This is a genomic window from Actinomycetospora sp. (genome assembly GCF_036497245.1).
In the GTDB taxonomy this organism is placed as follows: Bacteria; Actinomycetota; Actinomycetes; order Mycobacteriales; family Pseudonocardiaceae; genus Actinomycetospora.
In genome coordinates this window covers 1-19,517 of the sequence record NZ_DASXJS010000113.1, presented here as the reverse complement: position 1 = coordinate 19,517, position 19,517 = coordinate 1, and the positions used below count along the sequence as shown (strand labels likewise).

At 73.6% G+C, this 19,517-nt stretch carries 18 protein-coding genes and 2 tRNA genes; 14 read left to right on the top strand and 6 right to left on the bottom strand.

What is annotated here, in order from left to right:
• The coding region (locus VGI02_RS11820; RefSeq protein ID WP_331627553.1) for a proline dehydrogenase family protein at positions 1 to 776 on the bottom strand (776 nt) is incomplete at its 3' end.
• Positions 777 to 849: 73 nt separating this feature from the next.
• On the opposite strand from VGI02_RS11820, the gene VGI02_RS11815 reads away from it, so the two are divergent.
• From VGI02_RS11815 to VGI02_RS11800, 4 genes are all read left to right on the top strand, one after another.
• A complete protein-coding gene (locus VGI02_RS11815) occupies positions 850 to 1,596 on the top strand; it encodes a helix-turn-helix domain-containing protein (protein ID WP_331627552.1) in 747 nt (248 codons plus the stop codon).
• Between the two features lie 112 nt (positions 1,597 to 1,708).
• Positions 1,709 to 3,832, top strand: coding sequence for an ATP-dependent DNA helicase UvrD2 (locus VGI02_RS11810; RefSeq protein ID WP_331627551.1), 2,124 nt, complete (start codon positions 1,709 to 1,711; stop codon positions 3,830 to 3,832).
• A 120-nt stretch (positions 3,833 to 3,952) separates the two neighbouring features.
• Positions 3,953 to 4,249, top strand: a complete 297-nt coding sequence (locus tag VGI02_RS11805) for a hypothetical protein (protein WP_331627550.1) — start codon at positions 3,953 to 3,955, stop codon at positions 4,247 to 4,249.
• A gap of 115 nt (positions 4,250 to 4,364) precedes the next feature.
• Positions 4,365 to 4,682, top strand: a complete 318-nt coding sequence (locus VGI02_RS11800; protein ID WP_331627549.1) for a WhiB family transcriptional regulator — start codon at positions 4,365 to 4,367, stop codon at positions 4,680 to 4,682.
• A 100-nt stretch (positions 4,683 to 4,782) separates the two neighbouring features.
• Here the strand turns inward: VGI02_RS11800 and VGI02_RS11795 are convergent, their stop codons facing one another.
• Together VGI02_RS11795 and VGI02_RS11790 are read right to left on the bottom strand one after the other, a co-directional pair.
• The gene (locus VGI02_RS11795) at positions 4,783 to 6,099 is read right to left on the bottom strand and encodes an ABC1 kinase family protein (protein ID WP_331627548.1); all 1,317 of its coding nucleotides are present in this window, start codon (positions 6,097 to 6,099) and stop codon (positions 4,783 to 4,785) included.
• Positions 6,086 to 7,081 (bottom strand): TOMM precursor leader peptide-binding protein, encoded by a 996-nt coding sequence (locus VGI02_RS11790; protein WP_331627547.1) that lies wholly within the window; start codon positions 7,079 to 7,081, stop codon positions 6,086 to 6,088. Before VGI02_RS11790 ends, VGI02_RS11795 begins: the two co-directional genes overlap by 14 nt.
• 54 nt (positions 7,082 to 7,135) lie before the next feature.
• Between VGI02_RS11790 and VGI02_RS11785 the strand changes: the two genes are divergently transcribed.
• A complete protein-coding gene (locus VGI02_RS11785; RefSeq protein WP_331627546.1) occupies positions 7,136 to 7,735 on the top strand; it encodes a M48 family metallopeptidase in 600 nt (199 codons plus the stop codon).
• A gap of 2 nt (positions 7,736 to 7,737) precedes the next feature.
• On the opposite strand, the gene VGI02_RS11780 is transcribed toward VGI02_RS11785, so the two are convergent.
• Complete coding sequence (locus VGI02_RS11780; protein WP_331627545.1) at positions 7,738 to 9,255, bottom strand: zinc-dependent metalloprotease; 1,518 nt, start codon at positions 9,253 to 9,255, stop codon at positions 7,738 to 7,740.
• 138 nt (positions 9,256 to 9,393) lie between these two features.
• Here VGI02_RS11780 and VGI02_RS11775 point away from each other — a divergent pair, with 138 nt between their 5' ends.
• From VGI02_RS11775 to VGI02_RS11760, 4 genes are all read left to right on the top strand, one after another.
• Positions 9,394 to 10,419, top strand: a complete 1,026-nt coding sequence (locus tag VGI02_RS11775; protein WP_331627543.1) for a YlbL family protein — start codon at positions 9,394 to 9,396, stop codon at positions 10,417 to 10,419.
• Between the two features lie 145 nt (positions 10,420 to 10,564).
• Entirely contained in the window at positions 10,565 to 13,528 is a 2,964-nt protein-coding gene (locus tag VGI02_RS11770; RefSeq protein WP_331627542.1) for a UPF0182 family protein, read from the top strand.
• A 66-nt stretch (positions 13,529 to 13,594) separates the two neighbouring features.
• Positions 13,595 to 13,671 (top strand) — tRNA-Met (locus VGI02_RS11765).
• A 141-nt stretch (positions 13,672 to 13,812) separates the two neighbouring features.
• Positions 13,813 to 13,889 (top strand) — tRNA-Met (locus VGI02_RS11760).
• Positions 13,890 to 13,945: 56 nt separating this feature from the next.
• On the opposite strand, the gene VGI02_RS11755 is transcribed toward VGI02_RS11760, so the two are convergent.
• A complete protein-coding gene (locus VGI02_RS11755) occupies positions 13,946 to 14,302 on the bottom strand; it encodes a DUF952 domain-containing protein (RefSeq protein ID WP_331627541.1) in 357 nt (118 codons plus the stop codon).
• An 89-nt stretch (positions 14,303 to 14,391) separates the two neighbouring features.
• Between VGI02_RS11755 and VGI02_RS11750 the strand changes: the two genes are divergently transcribed.
• Both VGI02_RS11750 and VGI02_RS11745 read left to right on the top strand, forming a co-directional pair.
• Positions 14,392 to 14,691, top strand: a complete 300-nt coding sequence (locus VGI02_RS11750; RefSeq protein WP_331627540.1) for a YggT family protein — start codon at positions 14,392 to 14,394, stop codon at positions 14,689 to 14,691.
• 59 nt (positions 14,692 to 14,750) lie between these two features.
• Positions 14,751 to 15,347 carry a class I SAM-dependent methyltransferase gene (locus VGI02_RS11745; RefSeq protein ID WP_331627539.1) on the top strand — a complete coding sequence of 199 codons (597 nt, stop codon included), beginning with the start codon at positions 14,751 to 14,753 and terminating at the stop codon, positions 15,345 to 15,347.
• A gap of 6 nt (positions 15,348 to 15,353) precedes the next feature.
• Here VGI02_RS11745 and VGI02_RS11740 read toward each other — a convergent pair whose 3' ends face one another.
• Positions 15,354 to 16,286, bottom strand: coding sequence for an alpha/beta fold hydrolase (locus VGI02_RS11740; protein ID WP_331627538.1), 933 nt, complete (start codon positions 16,284 to 16,286; stop codon positions 15,354 to 15,356).
• Between the two features lie 266 nt (positions 16,287 to 16,552).
• On the opposite strand from VGI02_RS11740, the gene VGI02_RS11735 reads away from it, so the two are divergent.
• The 3 genes from VGI02_RS11735 to VGI02_RS11725 all read left to right on the top strand — a co-directional run.
• Entirely contained in the window at positions 16,553 to 17,803 is a 1,251-nt protein-coding gene (locus VGI02_RS11735) for a glycoside hydrolase family 3 N-terminal domain-containing protein (protein ID WP_331627537.1), read from the top strand.
• 187 nt (positions 17,804 to 17,990) lie between these two features.
• Entirely contained in the window at positions 17,991 to 19,163 is a 1,173-nt protein-coding gene (locus VGI02_RS11730) for an acyl-CoA dehydrogenase family protein (protein WP_331627536.1), read from the top strand.
• An 11-nt stretch (positions 19,164 to 19,174) separates the two neighbouring features.
• Positions 19,175 to 19,517, top strand: a 343-nt coding sequence (locus tag VGI02_RS11725; RefSeq protein ID WP_331627535.1) for an acyl-CoA dehydrogenase family protein, incomplete at its 3' end; no start/stop codon positions are given.

The window sequence follows — 19,517 nt, the reverse complement described above, 5'->3', positions numbered from 1 at the left end:
ACGATGCCCGCCGAGTACCCGTGCAGCGCGGGGGTGTCGAGCAGCGCCGTGAACAGCGCGACCGTGAGGTGGAGGTCCTTGTACTCCTCCATGTCGAGGTTCACGAAGACGCCGTGGTCGCGGGCGGTCTCGAACAGCGGGACGAGACGGTGGACGAGGCGGTCGCGGCTGCCATCGAGGTCCCACGGGACGAGCTGGCTCGCCACCGAGGAGGCCTTCACCGAGACGTAGTCGACGTCGGGTCGGCGGATCAGGTCGAGCGTGCGGGCCAGCCGGCGGTCGGCCTCGTCCTCGCCGAGGACGGCCTCGCCGAGCAGGTTGAGGTTGAGCCGCCTGCCACGGGCGCGGGCCGCGGCGAGGTGGCGGCGCAGCGGGCGGCTCGAGGCGTCCACGACGAGGTGCCCGACGAGGCCCCGCAGCCGCCGCCGCGCGAGCGGCACCACCAGGCGCGGGGCCCGGGGCGCGAGCGCTGCGCCGGTCCGCAGCATCACGCGGTCGAGGGCCGAGGCGAAGCCCGGCAGCGTCGCGCCGCGCCCCGCGAGACGCGCGAGCTCCCGGGCGGCCACGCCGTCGTCGTCGGGGCGGGCGACGCGGTCGACGAAGTGCAGCGCGAACTCGACGCCGTCGGGGTCGTGCACCAGCGACGCCAGCCGGCGGGTCGCCGCGTCGTGCCCGGTCGCCGCACTGGCCGCGCTCCAGCGATCCGCACGGGCGACCGCGCGCTCCACCAGGGCCGTGTCGAGGCCGCCCGTCGGTGCCGTCACCTGCTCGATCATGCGCTCCATCGTCGGGCCCGGGCCCGGTGACGGTCTTGTACGATTCCCGCTCCCTGGCGGCGGGAGGGCGACCATGGACGTCCCCGCTCCCGCCCTGATCGCGCTGTTCGCCGAGCTGACCGGCGTGATGTTCTGCGCGAAGGACGCCGACGGGCGCTACGTCGAGGTCAACGACGCCTTCGTGCGGCGCACCAACCAGCGCACCCGGGCCGAGGTGATCGGCCGCCGGGCCGGCGAGCTGTTCGTGGCCGCCCTCGCCGAGCGGTACGAAGAGCAGGATGCCCGGGTGCTCGCCGACGGCGGCCCGTTGCGCCACGAGCTCGAGCTCATCCGCCGCGAGGGCGGGTCCCCCGGGTGGTACCTCACGACGAAGATCCCGGTGACGGCTCCCGACGGGACCACCTCCGGCGTCGTGAGCGTCTCGGAGGACCTGCGCTCGGCCGACGCGTCGGACCCGGCGATGCCGGCGCTGTCGCGGGTCGTCGAGCTCGTGGAGTCCCGCCTCGACGCCCCGCCACGCGTGGAGGAGATGGCCGCGGCGGCCGGGTTCTCGCCGTCGGTGCTCGACCGTCGGATGCGGGCGGTGTTCGGGCTCGCTCCCACCCAGTTCGTCCTGCGCGCCCGCATCGACCGCGCCCGCGCTCTGCTCACCGGTACCGACCGGCCGCTCGCCGAGGTGGCCGTGGCCTGCGGGTTCTACGACCAGCCCGCGTTCACCCGCCAGTTCACGCGTCTCGCGGGGGAAACCCCGGGTCAGTACCGTCGCAGGGCTCGGTCCGTCCCGCCCCCTTCGGAACGAACGACTCGTTCGTGCACATAGACACCACGAACGAGTCGTTCGTCCGGGATGGTGCGGGGGTCGACGCCGGCGGCGCCGCGCCGACCGACCCGTCCCGCCCCACGACGTCGGGCGGGGTTGAGACGATGGGGTCGTGACGGTGACCGCGGCACAGGCCCAGCAGAGCCCCGAGCAAGGCCTGGATCCCGAGCAGCGGGCCGCGGTGCTCGCCCCGCGCGGCCCGGTCTGTGTGCTCGCCGGCGCCGGGACGGGCAAGACGCGCACCATCACCCGCCGCATCGCCCACCTCGTGCGCTCCGAGCAGGTGCGGTCGGGCCAGGTCCTGGCGGTCACGTTCACCGCGCGGGCCGCGGGGGAGATGCGCACCCGGCTGCGCGACCTCGGCGTCGGCGGGGTGCAGGCCCGGACCTTCCACGCGGCCGCGCTGCGCCAGCTGCGGTACTTCTGGCCGCGCGCGGTCGGCGGCGAGGTGTGGCCGGTGCTGGACAACAAGATGCGCTTCGTCGGCCAGGCCGCCCAGCGCGCGAACGCCGCCACCACACGGGAGTCGCTGCGCGACCTCGCGAGCGAGATCGAGTGGGCGAAGGCCTGCCTCATCGCGCCCGACGCCTACGCGACGGCCGCGACGACGGCCCAGCGCGACACCCCCGCGCCGGTCGACCAGGTGGCCCAGGTCTACGAGAGCTACGAGCAGCTCAAGAACCGCGCCGAGCAGCTCGACTTCGACGACCTGCTCCTCCACACCGCGGGCGCGCTGGAGGGCTCCGCGGAGGTCGCCGACGAGTTCCGCGAGCGCTACCGCTGCTTCGTCGTCGACGAGTTCCAGGACGTCACCCCGCTGCAGCACCGGCTGCTCTCGGCGTGGCTCGGCGGGCGCGACGACCTCACCGTCGTCGGCGACGCCAACCAGACGATCTACTCGTTCGCCGGGGCCAGCCCGTCCTACCTGCTGGACTTCCCGCGCGCGTTCCCCGAGGCCGAGGTCGTCCGGCTGGTGCGCGACTACCGCTCCACCCCGCAGGTCGTGGCGGCCGCGAACACCGTCATCGGCGCCGCCCGCGGCCGGGCCGCCGGGTCCCGGCTCCGGCTGGAGGGGCAGCGCCCGCCCGGCCCGGCGCCGGACTTCACCGAGCACGACGACGAGCCCGCGGAGGCGGCCGCCGTCGCCGAGCAGATCCGCGGACTCGTCGACGACGGCGTCCCGGCCGCCGAGATCGCCGTGCTCTATCGCGTCAACGCCCAGTCCGAGGCCTACGAGCAGGCACTCTCGGAGGCCGGCATCGCCTACCAGGTGCGCGGCGGCGAACGGTTCTTCCAGCGCACCGAGGTCCGCAACGCGATCGCTGCACTGCGCACCACCGCGGGGCGGGTCGAGGGCGGGCCCGACGCCGTCGTCGGCGCCGACGTGGTGACGACGGTCCGCGCGGTGCTGGGGGAGCAGGGCCTCACCGAGGTGCCCCCGGCAGGCAGCTCGGCCGACGGTGCGCAGCGTCAGCGCTGGGAGTCGCTGCGGGCGCTCGCGGAGCTCGCGGGCGACCTCGTCGAGAGCGTCCCGGAGACCACGTTCGCCGGGTTCCTGGCCGAGCTGAACGCCCGCGCGCAGGCCCAGCACCCGCCGACGGTGCAGGGCGTCACGCTGGCCTCGTTGCACGCCGCGAAGGGCCTCGAGTGGGACGCGGTGTTCCTCGTCGGGCTCACCGACGGCACGCTGCCGATCCAGCACGCCGACGGTGACGACGACGCCGTCGAGGAGGAGCGGCGGCTCTTCTACGTCGGGGTCACCCGGGCGCGGGTCCACCTGCGGCTCTCGTGGGCGCTCTCCCGCTCGGCGGGTGGGCGCCGGAGCCGACGGCGCAGCCGCTTCCTCTACGGCCTCGTGCCCGAGGACCACCCCGCCGCCCGCAAGGCCGGCTCGGGCGTCGACGGCGGGCCCAAAGCCAAGGTCTCGAAGGTGGCCTGCCGGGTGTGCGGGAAGGCGCTGTCCGACCCGGGCGCGGTGAAGATCGGACGCTGCACCGAGCACCCCTCGGACGTCGACGTCGATCTCCTCGACGCGTTGCGGGCGTGGCGGTCGAACGAGGCCAAGCAGCGCTCGGTGCCCGCCTACGTGGTGTTCACCGACGCGACCCTCGTCGCCCTCGCCGAGCAGCGCCCGACCGACGCGAAGGGCCTGGTCACCATCCCCGGCATCGGTGCCTCGAAGCTCGAGCGCTACGGCGACGACGTGCTGACGATGGTGCGGGAGCACGCGGGCTAGAAAAGTTCTCGGACCTCCGGGGGAAATTCCGTTGCGGACCGCGCGCGGGGGCCCCTAGGTTCGATCGCACCGGCGCAGGACGTGTCGGGTCGAGTCCTCAGGACGGGAGGTGTGCTGATCATGAAGCTGTTGCTCACGGGCACGCCCGTCTCCCCGTCCCGGGTGACCGATGTGTGCGCGCCGTACGGCGTCGCCGCGGCCTCCGGCCCGCGCTGCTGGGCGCCCTCGCACGAGGGGGTCCCGTTCGCGGGCCTCGGTCGCACGCGTGCGTTCGCGGCCACGCCGATCACGGCTGTCCTCGCGGGAGACGTGTCCCCGCAGGTCGGCAGCCGCCCGGTCGGCATGTCGCCGCGCAAGCGCCAGCAGCACATCGATCTCGACCCCCAGCGTCCGCGTCCCAGCGGCGGGTGTGGCTGACACACCCCCGATCAAGAGGCCGCGGACCCCCGGGTTCGCGGCCTTCGTCGTCTCGGCGACGAGGTCTCCGCGGTTCCCGGGTGATCCCCGTACACCCGCCGTAGGAGGTCCGAGCATGCATTCCGTCCCTTCTCCCCCCGAGATACTCGGGTCGGTCTCCCTGCCGTGCCGGGACGAGACCGACGATCTGTGGTTCTCCGAGAGCCCCGCGGAGCTCGAGCAGGCGAAGATCCTCTGTGACGCCTGCCCGGTCCGGCGGTCGTGTCTGGCCGGAGCCCTGGAACGTCGGGAGTTCGCCGGCGTGTGGGGTGGCGAAATCCTCGACCGTGGCGCCGTCATCGCCCGCAAGCGGCCGCGGGGCCGGCCGAGCAAGGCCGACCTCGCCCGCGACGCCGAGATCGCGGCGGCCCGGCAGGCGGCCGGCGTGGCGTGAGGCCCGCCGTCGCCGGGGGAGGTTCTGGTTCCGGGCGAGGGGCACCTTCGGTCGATCTATCCGACCGAGGGCGCCCTTCGCTCAGAACGCGGCCGGGGACTCAGAGGTCGAAGCCGGGCTGCCAGTCGCGGAAGATCGACCGCATCGGGATCTCCGCATCGAGCTGGCAGAGCACCGCCACGGAGGCGAGCGTGACCCGGTGGATGAGCAGGTACTGCGGCGGCAGGTTCAGCCCGCGCCCGGTCTCGAACTCGGGACGCCGCAGGTCGCCCAGCCGCTCGGCCTGCCCGCGGATCCACTCCCGGGTGAAGTGGAACTTCTCCGCGCGCAGCGGGTCGACCAGCGGGCCCAGGTAGGCCATGGCGCGCTCGGCGGACATGTCGGTGTCCGGCAGGATGAAATGGAGCTTGCGCAGCAGTTCGAGCAGCTCCTCCGAGCGGTCCTCCACGGACAGCGCGAGCATCTCGCCGAGCTCGTGCGGCAGGCCGTCGGGCAGCCGGGCGATCGCCCCGAAGTCGATCACGCACAGCCGGCCGTCGGACAGGATCTGGAAGTTGCCCGGGTGCGGGTCGGCGTGCAGCAGCCCGACGCGGGCGGGCGCGGAGAAGTGGAAGGTCGACAGCAGCAGCCCGACTCGGTCGCGCTCCTCGGGCTCGGCGGTCCGGATGATCTGCGAGAGCGGCGTGCCCTCGATCCACTCCGAGACCATCGCCTTCGGCGCGGAGGCGACGACGCGCGGCACGACGACGTGCTCGTCGCCCTCGAACGCGGCCGCGAAGGCGCGCTGGGCGTCGGCCTCGTCGCGGTAGTCGAGCTCCTCGGACATCCGGTCGCGCAGTTCCTGCAGGAGCGGCTTGATCTCGAGGCCCGGCACCATCGGCTGGATGACCCGGGCGAAGCGCTGCAGCTGGCGCAGGTCGGCCATCACGGCCTCCTCCGCGCCCGGGTACTGCACCTTGACCGCGACCTCGCGCCCGTCGCCCCACACCGCGCGGTGCACCTGGCCGATGCTGGCCGCGGCCGCCGGGGTGTCGTCGAACTCGCGGAACCGGTCGCGCCAGCCGCGCCCGAACTGCTCCGCGAGCACCCGGTGGGTCCGGGCGGCCGGCATCGGCGGCGCCGCGGTCTGCAGGCGGGTGAGGGCCTCGCGGTAGGGCTCGGCGAGCTCGTCCGGGACGGCGGCCTCGAACACCGAGAGCGCCTGCCCGAACTTCATGGCGCCGCCCTTGAGCTCGCCCAGCACGGCGAACAGCTGTTCGGCCCCGCGGCGCGCGACGTCCGCGGAGATCTCCCCCGCGTCCCCGCCCGCGAGCCGCCGACCCCATCCGGCCGCCGTGCGTGACGCGAATCCGAGCGGGAGCGACGCCAGCCGAGCGGAGCGCTGGACCGTGCGGCGCGGGATGTCATCGGACGTCACGTCCCCGATTGTCCCCCGGCTGCTCGCGCACGGCGCGCCCAGGGCGGACCGTCCGGGACGACGCCCCGCAGGAGCAGCCGGGGTGTGCAGGCCGGAGGCACCGGGTGAGCGTGCTCACGCCGAGGTCCAGCTCCAGGGCCGAATCGATCAGCCGGGACGTCCCGTCCACCAGGTGGTCCAGGACGTGCTCGACGGTGAGGGCGGCCACCGCGGAGGCCGTCGCGACGCCCACGGTCACCGGGCGGCCGGCTAGCTGGGCCGTGAGCCGGGGCCAGGCGGGATCGGCGGCGGCACGATGCCGGTCGGCGCAGCGCAGGCACGAGCCGCGCCCCGGGACGACGAGCGGCCCCACGGTCCCGCGACCGCCCTGGACGGTCACCGCGAGGTGGGGCTGGTGACGGGTGTGCAGCCGCGCCGACAGCACGGGATCGGCGGCCGCGGCGCCGACCAGCACGGCGAGCTCGGGACGCCGGCGTGTGGGCTCCCCGACGCCGACGGCGGCTGCGGCCCGCGCGACCGCCTCCGCCACGGCGACGACCGCGGGACGGCCGACGTCGGCGTCGCGCAGCCCCGTCCCGACGTCGTCGGCCGCCACCGTGCCCGCCGCGCGGACCGCGACCCGGCCCACCCCCGCGCCGGCCAGCAGCACCGCGACCGCCGTGCCGAGGCGCCCGCCGCCGTGGACGCGCACGTACGCCGTCGCCGGAGCTGGGCGCCCCGCGATGAGCATCCCGGCCTGCGCCAGCGCCGCGACGACGGTGGTCACGTCGCCGGGCGTGCCGCCCCGGGCGACCGCGTCGGCGACGGCGAGCGCGGGCGGCGTCGCGCCGTCGAGGGCCCGGACCAGCGACGCGAGGGGCGGGGTGAGGTCGGCGAGGGTGAGCGCGGTCGCGGGGTCGGCGCCGAACTGCGCGGTGGTGGCGTCGCGCCAGAGCAGGACGGGCCGGTCGTCGGGGCGGCGGGGGAGCGGCGAGGTCGTCACGGGACTTGGACGCACGGGCGGGCCCGTCGGATCCGTCGCCTAGCGTGGTCCGACGTGGGCGAGGACGGCGACGCGGAACCGGGACGGCCCGAGGTGGAGGTGCGGCGCAGCGCGCGGCGCCGCAGCACCGTCAACGCCCGGCGCGAGGGCAACCGGGTCATCGTCTCGGTGCCCGCCTCGATGACCCGGGCCGAGGAGAAGCACTGGGTCGAGAAGATGCTGCAGCGCCTGGAGCGTTCGGACCGGCGCCGCCGCCCGGGTCGCCGAGCCGGCGACGACGACCTCGCGTCCCGCGCCGACCGCCTCGCCCGCGAGCACCTGGACGCCGCGGCCCCCGACGGCCGGTGGCCCCGGCCCGCGTCGGTCCGCTGGACCCGCCCGATGCGCACCCGCTGGGCGTCGTGCACCCCGGTCGACGCCACGATCCGGGTCAGCGAACGCCTGCGCGAGGTCCCCGGGTGGGTGCTCGACCACGTCCTGGTCCACGAGCTGGTGCACCTGCGCGAGGGCAACCACGGCCCGGCCTTCCGTGCGCTGGAGGCGCGCTACCCCCGCAGCGAGCGCGCGATCGGCTACCTGGAGGGCCTGTCCGCCGGGGCCGGCCTCGAGATCGGTGGCGAGGCGGACTCCGAGGAGCCGGACGACGCCGACTGACGTCAGGTCTTCGGCCCCTCCGGCCCGCCGCTGCCCTCACCGGACGCCGACCCGTCGTCGGACGAGCCGTCCTCGGGGGCCGATTTCCCCGACTCCCGCTCCGCGCGCATCTCCTGCTCGAGGCGCGCGATCGGGTCGTCGAGGTCGCTGAAGGACTCGGACCCGCCGCCCGACCCCTCGGCGAGGTTCGAGCGACCGCGCAGGAAGGACGCCGGGTCGTCGAGGTCCTCGGCGGTCGGCAACAGGTCCGGGTGCGCCCAGACCGCGTCGCGCCCGTCGATGTCGCGCTCCTCGCCGAGGCGCCGCCACAGCTCCGCGGCGTCGCGCAGCCGGCGGGGACGCAGCTCCAGCCCGACCAGGGTCGCGAAGGTCTGCTCGGCGGGCCCGCCCGAGGCGCGGCGGCGACGCATGCTCTCCCGCAGCGCGTTCGCGCCGGGGAGCCGCTCGCCGATCGCCTGCGCGACGACGTGGTCCACCCAGCCCTCGACGAGCGCGAGCAGGGTCTCCAGCCGGCCGAGCGCGGCCTTCTGCGCCTCGGTGGTCTGCGGCTCGAAGAGCCCGGACGACATCGCCTGCTCGATCGCGGCGGGGTTCGACGGGTCGAGGTCGCGGGCGAGCTCCTCGATCCGTGAGGTGTCGATCGTGATGCCGTGCGCGAACTCCTCGACGGTGGCGAGCAGGCGCTGGCGCAGCCACGGCACGTGACCGAAGAGCCGGTGGTGGGCGGCCTCGCGCGCGGCGAGGAAGACCAGCACCTCGCTCGAGGGCCGGTCCAGGCCCTCGGTGAAGCGGGAGACCGCCTCCGGGAGCAGGGCGGCGGTGCCCTCGGGGCCCAGGGGCAGCCCGACGTCGGAGGACGTGAGCACCTCGCCGGCGAGCTGGCCGAGCGCCGAGCCGAGCTGCGAGCCGAACGCCATGCCCCCGACCTGCGAGATCATCCCGAGCATGGGGCCCGCCATCTCGCGCGCCTCGGCGGGCAGTCCCTCGACCCAGGCGCCCGCGACACGGTGCGCCACCGGATCGCACAGGCGCTGCCAGGTGGGCACGGTGGCGTCCACCCAGTCGTTCGGCGACCACGCGGTGACCGTCGAGACCCCGGAGGGCAGCGTGGTCGCGTCGTCGAGCCAGTGCTCCGCCAGACGCAGCGACTCCTCGATCGCGGAACGCTGCTCGGCGGTCGGCTTCTTCGAGCCGCGCGCGCCCAGCTGCTGGTGCGCCATCTGCGCCGCGAGCTGGTAGTTCACCGGCCCGCCGTCACCGCCGCCGGGACCGCCGGACTGCGAGAGCATCTGCCCGAGCTGGGTGAGCATCTGGCCGAGCTGGCCGATGTCGAACCCGCCCGCCCCGCCGGCGCCGCCCCCGAAGGCCGCGAACGGGTTGCCCTCGCCTCCGGGACCGAAGCCGAAGCCGCCGGAAGCCGACCCGCCGGAATCGGAGCCGCCGGACCCGGACCCGGAGGACCCCTGGTGCTTGGGGTCGTCTGGGTCGGACGGGCCGAAGCCGAAGGGCAGGTCACTCATGCCGCCCCACGGTACGCGTGACACGCTGCGGTGACGCCCGACCGAGGGTGCTCCCAGGGTCTTCTCCGCAAGCCCACAGCGAACACACCGACCCACCGGACGCGGACCCCACAGCCTCGATCACTACCCTGCCCGCCCGTGACCCGACTGCGCGCGACGATCGCCCTCGGGCTCGTGCTCGCCGCGGTCCTCGGTCTGGCCGGTGCGACGGTGCGCGTGCCGTTCGTCGCCCTCGGGGACGGGCCCACCTTCGACGTGCTGAGCGACCAGTCCGGGCGCCCCATCATCGACGTGTCCGGTCCGGTGCCGACCTACCCGACGTCGGGCCAGCTCCGGATGACCACGGTCGCGGTCACCAGCCAGGTGACGCTGTTCGGGGCCGTCGCCATGTGGGTCACCGGCTCGCACGAGGTGGTGCCCCGCGAGCAGGTCTATCCCACCGGGCAGTCCAGCCAGCAGGTCGACGCCGAGAACACCCGGCAGTTCTCCCAGTCCGAGAACGACGCCCAGACCGCCGCGCTGCACTACCTCGGCTACCCGTCCGCGGTCCAGATCGGGGACGTGACCGCGCCCGGCCCGTCCGCAGGCCAGCTGAACCCGGGGGACCGGGTCCTCGCCATCGCCGGGCGGGCCGTGACGAGCCCGCAGGACGTGGTCGACGCCGTCGGCGCCGTCGGCCCGGGCGCTCCCGTCGTCGTGCGGATCCAGCGCGGCCCGGACACCCGCGACGTCACCGTCACCGCTGCGGCGCGGCCGGGCGACCCGTCACGCGGCTACCTCGGGATCACCGCGGCGTCGGAGGTCGTCTCGCCCGCGAACATCAAGATCGGGCTCGCCGACGTCGGCGGTCCGTCCGCCGGGCTGATCTTCGCCACCGCCATCGTCGACAAGTTGACCCCCGGCGAGCTGACCGGCGGCAAGACCATCGCCGGGACCGGCACGATCGACGCCGACGGCCGCGTCGGCCCGATCGGCGGCATCCGCTTCAAGATGGACGCCGCCCGCGACGACGGCGCCGGAGCGTTCCTCGTGCCCGCGGGCAACTGTTCCGAGGCGGCGCGCTCCGCTCCTTCGGGGTTGACCCTGGCGCGCGTGTCCGACCTGCGCGAAGGTGTGTCGGCCGTGCAGGACCTCGCAGCCGGGCGGATGCCTCCGACCTGCTGACCGGGTCCTCCCACCGGAGAATCCGACACGAGGAACACGGAGCACAGGGAACCCACACGGCGTTCGTAGAGTTCACACACCGAGCCCGCTCCAGCGGCGGCCTCGACCCCGAAAGCACCCGTCCCCGCTTGGAGTGTGACCGACAGTGGCCAACCGGCCGGCGACCGGGAACCCGCAGCTGTCCCGGCGAACGAAGTCCCTGCTGGTGCTGGGCGCGGTCGTGCTCGTGGTGCTGATCGCCCTCGCGCGCCTCGTCGACGTGTACGTCGACTGGGCGTGGTTCGGCGAGGTCGGCTATCGCAACGTCTTCTCCACGGTGCTGTTCACCCGCATCGTGCAGGCCGTCATCGCCGCCGTCTTCATGGGCGGGCTGATCGCGGTCAACCTCTACATCGCCTACCGCACGCGACCGGTGTTCGTCCCCGTCGCCGGTCCCGAGGACCCGGTCGCGCGGTACCGCACCGTCGTCCTCTCCCACCCGCGGCTGTTCGCGATCGGCATCCCGCTGCTCGTCGCGATCATCGCCGCGCTCTCGGCGCAGGGCGACTGGCAGACCACACAGCTGTTCCTGCACCAGACCCCGTTCAACCAGGTCGATCCGGTGTTCGGGCACGACATCAGCTTCTACGTCTTCGCGCTGCCGTTCTGGCGTGCGGTGCTCTCCTGGCTCTTCGTCGGCGTGGGCCTCAGCTTCCTCGCCGCGCTCGTCGCCCACTACGTCTTCGGCGGCATCCGCCTCGCCGGCCGCAACGGCTCGCTCGCGACGGCCGCGCGCGCCCATCTCGCCGTGCTCGCCGGGACGTTCGTGCTGCTCAAGGCGGTCGCGTACTTCTTCGACCGGTACGAGCTGCTGTTCTCCGACCGCAAGGCCTCGGCCGGCGGCGCCAACTTCTACGGCGCCAGCTACACCGACCTCAACGCCGCGATGCCCGCCAAGCTGATCCTGCTGCTCATCGCGGTGATCTGCGCGGCCGCCTTCTTCGCCGCGGTGTTCCTGCGCAATCTGCAGATTCCCGCGATCGCCCTCGCGCTGCTGATCCTGTCCAGCGTGCTCATCGGCGCGGCGTGGCCCGCGGTCCTCGAGCAGTTCTCGGTCCGCCCCAACGCCAACCAGCGCGAGGCGGTCTCGATCGACCGAAATATCCAGGCCACCAGACAGGCATTCGCGATCACCCCGGACAAGGTGGCCGTGCAGCCCTACGCGGGCACCACCGACCAGAGCGCCGCCGGTGTGCAGCAGGCCGTCGGGAGCGACCAGGCGACCGTGCCGAACATCCGCCTGCTCGACCCGAACCGGTTGTCGCGCACGTTCACCCAGCTCGAGCAGCGCCGGAACTTCTACGGGTTCGCCCCGGCCCTCGACGTCGACCGCTACACGGTGAACGGGCGCACCCAGGACTACGTGGTGGCCTCCCGCGAGATCGACCCGAACAACCTCGCCGGGAACCAGCTGGACTGGATCAACCGTCACCTCGTCTACACCCACGGCAACGGGTTCGTCGCGGCTCCGGCGAACACCGTCAACGCCCCCCTGGACTCCAACGGCGGCCAGGGCGGCTATCCGCAGTTCCAGGTCTCCGACCTCGACACCCCCGGGCAGTTCGGCCTGCAGCAGCCGCGGATCTACTACGGCGAACTGGTCGACCAGCCCGACGACTACGCGATCGTCGGCGCCGACCCGGGCACGCCGCCCCGGGAGTACGACACCGACACCAAGCAGTCCACCTACGCCGGACCCGGCGGGGTCCCGCTGGCGAACCCGCTGTCGCGGCTGGCGTTCTTCGCCTACTACGGCTTCGAGCGGAACATCCTGTTCAACAGCTCGATCGGCGACAACTCGCGGATCATGTACAACCGCAGCCCGCTGGAGCGCGTCCAGAAGGTCGCGCCGTGGCTGCAGCTGGACAACGACATCTACCCGGCCGTGGTCAACGGGCAGATCAAGTACATCGTCGACGGCTACACGACGCTGCCGCGCTACCCCTACGCCCAGCAGGTCGGGCTCGGCGACGCGACCCGCGACTCCGCGAACAACGGGACCCTCGCGCCCCAGGACGCGGGCTACATGCGCAACTCGGTGAAGGCCACCGTGGACGCCTACACCGGTCAGGTCGACCTCTACGAGAACGACCCGAGCGATCCCGTGCTGCAGACCTGGGAGAAGACCTTCCCGGGGGTGGTCAAGCCGGCGTCGGCCGTCCCGCCGGACCTGCGGGCGCACTACCGCTACCCGGAGGGCATGTTCAAGGTCCAGCGCGACCTGCTCACCCGCTACCACGTCTCGGACCCGAACGAGTTCTACTCGACGGTGTCGTTCTGGGACGTGCCCTCGGACCCGACGAGCGACGCCGCGGCCGCCGCCGGGGACCCGCAGCCGCCGTACTACCTGCTCGCCGACGACCCGCGGCGCGGCAGTCAGTCGACCGCGCAGTTCCAGTTGACGACGGCCCTGGTCAGCCTGCGACGGGAGTTCCTCTCGGCCTACCTGTCGGTGAGCTCCGATCCGGCCACGTACGGGCAGATGACGCTGCTGCAGCTGCCGACCGACACCCAGACCCAGGGTCCGCAGCAGGTCCAGACGCAGTTCCTGTCCTCGCCGCAGGTCTCCACCGAGCTGAATCTGCTGCGCCAGCAGGGCACGCAGGTGCTCTACGGCAACCTGCTCACCCTGCCGATCGCGGGTGGCCTGCTCTACGTGGAGCCGGTCTACATCGAGCGCTCCAACCAGGAGTCGTCCTTCCCGCAGCTCTCCCGCGTGCTCGTGAGCTTCGGCGGGAAGATCGGCTACGCCCCGGGGCTCCCGGAGGCCCTCACGCAGGTGTTCGGCTCCTCGGGGACGGCCACGGCGGCGCCGGGCTCGGCCGCGACGCCGCAGGCCCCGCAGGCGGCGGCCACGGGTCAGGCCCAGCAGGGCACCGCGGCCGCCCCGGCGACGGGAGGCGCGGCGACCGCGGCGTCGCCGCAGATCACCTCCTCGGTCAACGCGATGAACGCCGCGCTGGCCCGGCTGCGCACCGCGCAGCAGCAGGGTGACTTCGCCGGGATCGGGCAGGCCCAGCAGGACCTGGCCACCGCCATCAACCAGTACCGGGCGGCGACGGGCTCGTAGCCGTCGAGCCGATCGGACCCCGGGTGATCGGCGGCCACCCCGCGTCGCGTAGCGTTCTTCCTGCGACGCGGGGTGGAGCAGCTCGGTAGCTCGCTGGGCTCATAACCCAGAGGTCACAGGTTCGAATCCTGTCCCCGCTACCACCACGAAGGCCCTCGATCTCTCCGGAGATCGGGGGCCTTCGTCGTTCCCGGCCCGGCCCCGCTCCCCTCCCACCCCCCGTGCGAGCCGACGGTTCACCGCCCGGTAGTCTTCTCATCATCACCGGGAAAGCTCCGGTGCGGCGCGGGGTGGAGCAGCTCGGTAGCTCGCTGGGCTCATAACCCAGAGGTCACAGGTTCGAATCCTGTCCCCGCTACCACCACGAAGGCCCCGACCTCCTCGCGAGATCGGGGCCTTCGTCGTTTCCGGGTCGGCTCAGCGTTCGGCGAGCGCGGCGGGCAGCCGGAACGTCCCGTCGTCCTCGGGCGGGAAGGCGTGCACGGCGACGACGGCGGCCCGCGGCAGCGGCCCGTACACGTGCGGGAACCAGGGGCCCGAGGGCTCGACCCGGCCGTCGCGCACGCCCGGCTCCCACCGCACCGGAGCCCCGACGCGGCCCGGGTCCACCTCGAGCAGCAGCAGGTCCGTCCGCCCCGTGTAGATGGCCGAGGCGGGCAGGGCGACGGTGCCGGGGTCCGAGCAGTGGACGAACCCCTCGGAGTCCAGGGAGGCGGGTCTCAGGGCCTCGCCCGCGGCGTCCCAGTCCGTGCGCGGGCAGATGTGGAGGATCACGTCGCCCAGCCTCGCAGCGAGGGGGTCCCGGGACGATTCGGGCGGGGGTGGCCCACACCGGCCGTACGAGAACGGGCCATAGTGGAGCCATGCTCGCGAGCCCGACGGACACGATCCTGCTGGTCGTCTACTACGTCCTGTTCGTGTTCTACCTCTTCATCATCGGGCGCCTCGTCGTCGAGGTCGTCCGGGGCTTCGCGCGCGACTGGCGACCGGCCGGCGGGACCGCGGTCAGCCTGGAGCTGATGTACCGGGTCACCGACCCGCCGGTGAAGTTGCTCAAGAGGCTCATCCCCGCCGTGCGCATCGGGAACATGAGTCTGGATCTCTCGATGATGATCCTGCTGATCGTCGTCTACATCGTCATGCGCGTCATCGATCCGCGGTGAGGTCGTGACGAACCCCGTTCCGGCTGGTCCCTCCGCGCCGGACCTGGGAGTCTGCCGTCGTGACGGCAGCTCGTGACCTCCTGACGTTCGTCTCCTCGGCCGTGCGCAGCCCCGGTGTGATCGGGGCGGTCGCCCCGAGCGGGCGGGCGCTGTGCGACCTGCTCGCGTCGGTCGCCCCCGTCGATCCGAACGTGACCGTCGTGGAACTCGGCCCCGGGACCGGGGTGGTGTCCCAGGCCCTGCGCCGACGCCTGCCCCCCGAGGCGCGCCACGTCGCCGTCGAGATCGACCCGGGGATGGTCGCGCACCTGACCCGGACGCGGCCGTGGCTCGAGGTCGTGCGCGGGGACGCGAAGGACCTCCAGAAGCAGCTCGCCGACATCGGGATCACGCAGGTCGACGCCGTGGTGAGCGGCCTGCCGTGGACGCTGTTCTCGCGCGAGGCGCAGCGCGGCATCATGGAGCAGGTCTCGCGGGTGCTGGTGCCCGGCGGCGTGTTCACCACGTTCGCCTACCGCCACGTGACGAACCTGCCCACCCAGCGGCGCTTCCGCGAGCTGCTGGAGGAGAGCTTCGACGAGGTGCGGGTGACGCCGACGGTGTGGCGCAACGTGCCGCCCGCCCTCTGCTACCAGTGCCGCAACCTGGGGCACTGAGGACGCTCAGGCGCCGTCGGCCGCCAGCCGCGGCCCGAGGGACTCCGCGTCGAGGTCCGCGGGCTCGGTCGCGTCGCAGAAGCCGGCGAGCAGCTCCGCGAAGCGGGCGGGCTCGTCGCAGTGCGGGAAGTGGCCCGAGTCGTCGAAGATCTCGAGGGTGCTGCCGGGCATGAGCGAGGCGGCGCGGTACGCGTGGCCGACCGGGATGATGGGGTCACGCCTGCCCCAGACGACGAGCGTGGGCAGGCCCTCGGTCAGGTAGAGCCGGTCGGTGCCGCTGACCCGCTGGCCCCACGGTCCGATGACGCCACGGATGGTGTCGACGAACGCGTCGGCGTGCGCGCGCTCGGTCAGCGAGCCCGCGTGGCGCGCGTACTCGGTCAGTGACACCCGCTGGGCCGGGCGCAACGGGAGCGCGGCGGCCGCGCGCAGGGCCGCCACCCCGAGGCCGAGCGCGCCGCTACGGGCCAGCAGCGGCACGACGACGCCCGCGCCGGGCAGCGACGCCAGCCGCAGCGTCGGGCTGACCCCGCGGCCGAGCCCGCCCGACGACACGAGGACGAGCCGGGAGCAGAGCTCCGGGAACTGGTAGGCGAACTGCATCGCCACGCCGCCGCCGAGCGAGTGCCCGACGACCGTCACGCGCCGGTGTCCGAGGGCGGAGAGCATGTCGCGCAGCCCGTTGGCGTAGGCGCCAATCGAGAAGTCCCCGCTCGGCCCAGTCGACTCCCCGTGCCCGAGCAGGTCGGGCGCGAGGAACCGGTGCCGGGACCCGTCGTGCTCCAGGCGCTCGATCACCGGCGCCCAGGTCGCGGAGCTGCCCGCGACGCCGTGGATGAGGACGACGACCTCCGCCGAGGGGTCGCCGTCCGCCGGCGCCGATTCCAGATACGCCATGCGGTGTCCGTGCAGGGTGACCGTGCGCCGGGTCGAGACCATGGATACATCGTGGTCCATGAGGTGGCCGATGGCACCGTGAGTAGTCATCCCGGCCATGGAGTCGGTCGATCGAGCGTGCCGGCGAGGGCCACCGGCCGCCGAGTGGACCCCCATGGCTGTCGCCGCAGCCCTCGGGGTCCACTCGGCCGGGCGAGCTGGCCGGACGAGCTGGCCGGCTCACTGCTCACGAGCGCGGAGCGCACCTTCGGGGACTCTCGACGACCGGCGGCCTCGGTGATCGGACCTGGTCCCTACGCTGGCCCGCGATGACGCCCTGCCCGGACCCGCGACCGCCCCGTCCGCCCGACACCGCGGCCTCGCGCCCGGTCCGCCTCGCCGGGGCGGCGGTGCTCGCCGCGGGTCTGCTCGCCGGGTGCGGGTCGGCGGAGGCCCCGGCCGTGCCGCCGATCCCCGGTGCCTCGCCGACCGCCGCGAGCTCCGCGAGCCCGGCGCCCACGACGACGGCGGCCGCGGGACCGCCGGGATCATCGCCCTGCGTCAACGCCACCTACGACCGGCTCACGCCCGCCCAGCGGTGGGCGCAGCTCGTCGTCGTCGGGGTGCCCGCGGGCGGGGTCAGTCCGGCGGCCCGCGCCGCGCTCACGAAGGAGCCGGGCGGGATCATCCTCACCGACGGAGACACCGCGAGCTCCGACGACGTCACCCAGGTCGTCACCAGCGCGCAGGCCACCGGCGGCGCCGACGTGCCGATGCTCGTCACCGCGGACCAGGAGGGCGGCAAGGTCCAGGAGCTGAAGGGGCCGGGCTTCAGCCAGATCCCGCCGGCCACCACCCAGGGCAAGGACGCGGGCGCGCTGCGCGGCGACGCCCGGACGTGGGGCAAGGAGCTGCGCGACGTCGGGGTCACCGCCGACCTGGCGCCGGTGGCCGACGTCGTCGACCCGGCCCTGGGCACGGCGAACGCCCCCGTCGGGAAGTTCGGCAGGCAGTTCGGCACCGACGTGGACACCGTGGCGCCCGCGGTGTCGGCGTTCGTGGCCGGGATGCGCGACGCGAAGGTGGCGTCGACGCTCAAGCACTTCCCCGGGCTCGGGGAGGTCCGTCAGAACACCGACTTCGCCGGCGGCGTGGTCGACGACAAGACCGGCGCCGACTCCCCGCAGCTGGGCTCGTTCGCGGCGGGCATCAAAGCGGGCGCGCCGCTGGTGATGATGTCCTCGGCCCGCTACTCGAAGATCGATCCGGACAACCAGGCGCTGTTCTCGTCGACGATCATGCGTGACGTGCTCCGCGGCCGCCTCGGCTTCACCGGCGTGATCATGACCGACGACGTGGGCGCCGCCCAGGCACTGGCCGACACCCCGGTCGGTGCCCGGGCCACGAAGTTCCTCGCCGCGGGCGGGGACCTCCTGCTGACGATCCAGCCGCAGGACCTCACGCCGATGCTCGGCGCGATCACCGCCGCGGCGAAGGAACCGGCCTTCGCGGCCCGCGCCCAGGACGCCGTGCGGCGGGTCCTCGCACTGAAGGAGCGGCAGGGCGTCCTGCACTGCTGACCGCCCCGGGACCTCGGGAGCGACGTCAGAAAAGTCCCGTTGCGGACACTGGACGTCTGCAACGGGACTTTCCTGACATGGACACGGCCGGGCTACCCGCCGGTAGTGCAGGCGGTGGGCGGACCTGCGAGAGTGCACCGCGGGCCGGATGCGTACCGGCCGACCCGCGGAGAGCCTTGGAGCCGATGTGGACCTGACCTACACCGCCGAGGAGGAGCAGTTCCGCACGGAGCTGCGGACCTGGCTGGCGCAGAACATCCCCACGGAGTGGACCGAGCCCGGGTACTGGGCCGCGCTGGACGACGCCGAGTCGTTCGAGAAGCGCCGGGACTGGGAGGCCCGCAAGACCGCGGCAGGCTTCTCCGGCATCCAGTGGCCCGTCGAGTACGGCGGCCGCGGCGGGACACCCGGCATGAAGGCGATCTACGACGAGGAGACGATCCGGGCGCGTGCCCCGCAGACCGTCAACACCCTCGGGCTGACCTTCCTCGCGCCCACCGTGATGGCCATCGGCACCCCGGAGCAGCGCTCCGAGATCATCGGTCCGATGCTGCGCAACGAGGTGATCTGGTGCCAGGGCTTCTCCGAGCCCGGCGCCGGATCCGACCTCGCGGCGGTGTCGACCCGCGGCGTCCGTGACGGCGACGACTTCGTCGTCAACGGCCAGAAGATCTGGACGACGAACGCCATGCACGGCGACAAGATCTTCACGCTGGTGCGGACCGAGGCGGGCTCGGAGAAGCACAAGGGCATCTCGATGCTGCTCATCGACATGAACCAGCCCGGGGTCGAGGCGCGTCCGCTCAAGCAGATGAGCGGCGCCAGCGAGTTCGGCGAGGTGTTCTTCACCGACGCGCGCGTCCCGGCCAAGGACTGCCTCGGGGAGATCGGGCAGGGCTGGCGCACGGCGATGCTGCTGCTCTCGTTCGAGCGCGGCGCCTCCGGCGTCGGGCAGTACACCGAGTTCCGCCGCCAGTACGACGAGATCGTGGCCGAGGCGAAGCGCTTCGGCCGCGCCGACGACCCGGTGGCCCGCCAGGAGCTCGCCCGCTGCCTCGTCGAGCTGGAGTGCCTGCGCTACCACGCCATGCACATCCTCACCCAGACCGAGCAGGGCCGGGACCTGGGCTCGGAGTCCTCGATGACCAAGCTGCAGTGGTCCGAGGCGTTCCAGGACCTCTGGGAGGCCTTCGAGAAGGTCCTCGGCCCGGAGGCCACGCTCGCCGCCCCGCGCCCGGACGTCGACCTCTCGCCCTTCCACGCCCAGGACCACTGGTCCCGGTCGGTGACCATCTGGGGCGGCTCGTCGCAGGTCCAGCGCAACATCGTCGCCGAGCGCGTGCTCGGCCTTCCGCGGTAGAGGAGTCAGGAGTGTTCTTCGCACTGACCGACGAGCAGCAGGCGTTCGCCTCGACCGTCACCGAGTTCCTCGCGGACCGCTTCGACCTGGATGCCGACCGCGGCGTCGACGAGGACCCCCAGGGGGACGGGCACCCGCTGACGCTGTGGAAGGGGCTCGCGGACCAGGGGGCGCTCGCCGTCCTCGTCCCCGAGGAGCACGACGGGCTCGGGCTCGGCCTCGTCGACGCCCAGGTCGTGGCCCGGGCGCTCGGTGCGGGCGTGGCTCCGGGGCCGTGGCTGGCCACGGTGCTCGCCGCCGAGGCGCTGCGGCTGGGCGGGTCGGCCGAGCAGCAGGCCCGCTGGCTGCCCGCGC

Coding starts and splice junctions, on each gene's coding strand:
- VGI02_RS11780 (WP_331627545.1), bottom strand. CDS start 9,255: ATGAGTGACCTGCCCTTCGGCTTCGGCCCGTCCGACCCAGACGACCCC.
- VGI02_RS11735 (WP_331627537.1), top strand. CDS start 16,553: ATGACGCCCTGCCCGGACCCGCGACCGCCCCGTCCGCCCGACACCGCG.
- VGI02_RS11805 (WP_331627550.1), top strand. CDS start 3,953: ATGAAGCTGTTGCTCACGGGCACGCCCGTCTCCCCGTCCCGGGTGACC.
- VGI02_RS11800 (WP_331627549.1), top strand. CDS start 4,365: ATGCATTCCGTCCCTTCTCCCCCCGAGATACTCGGGTCGGTCTCCCTG.
- VGI02_RS11815 (WP_331627552.1), top strand. CDS start 850: ATGGACGTCCCCGCTCCCGCCCTGATCGCGCTGTTCGCCGAGCTGACC.
- VGI02_RS11750 (WP_331627540.1), top strand. CDS start 14,392: ATGCTCGCGAGCCCGACGGACACGATCCTGCTGGTCGTCTACTACGTC.
- VGI02_RS11740 (WP_331627538.1), bottom strand. CDS start 16,286: ATGGTCTCGACCCGGCGCACGGTCACCCTGCACGGACACCGCATGGCG.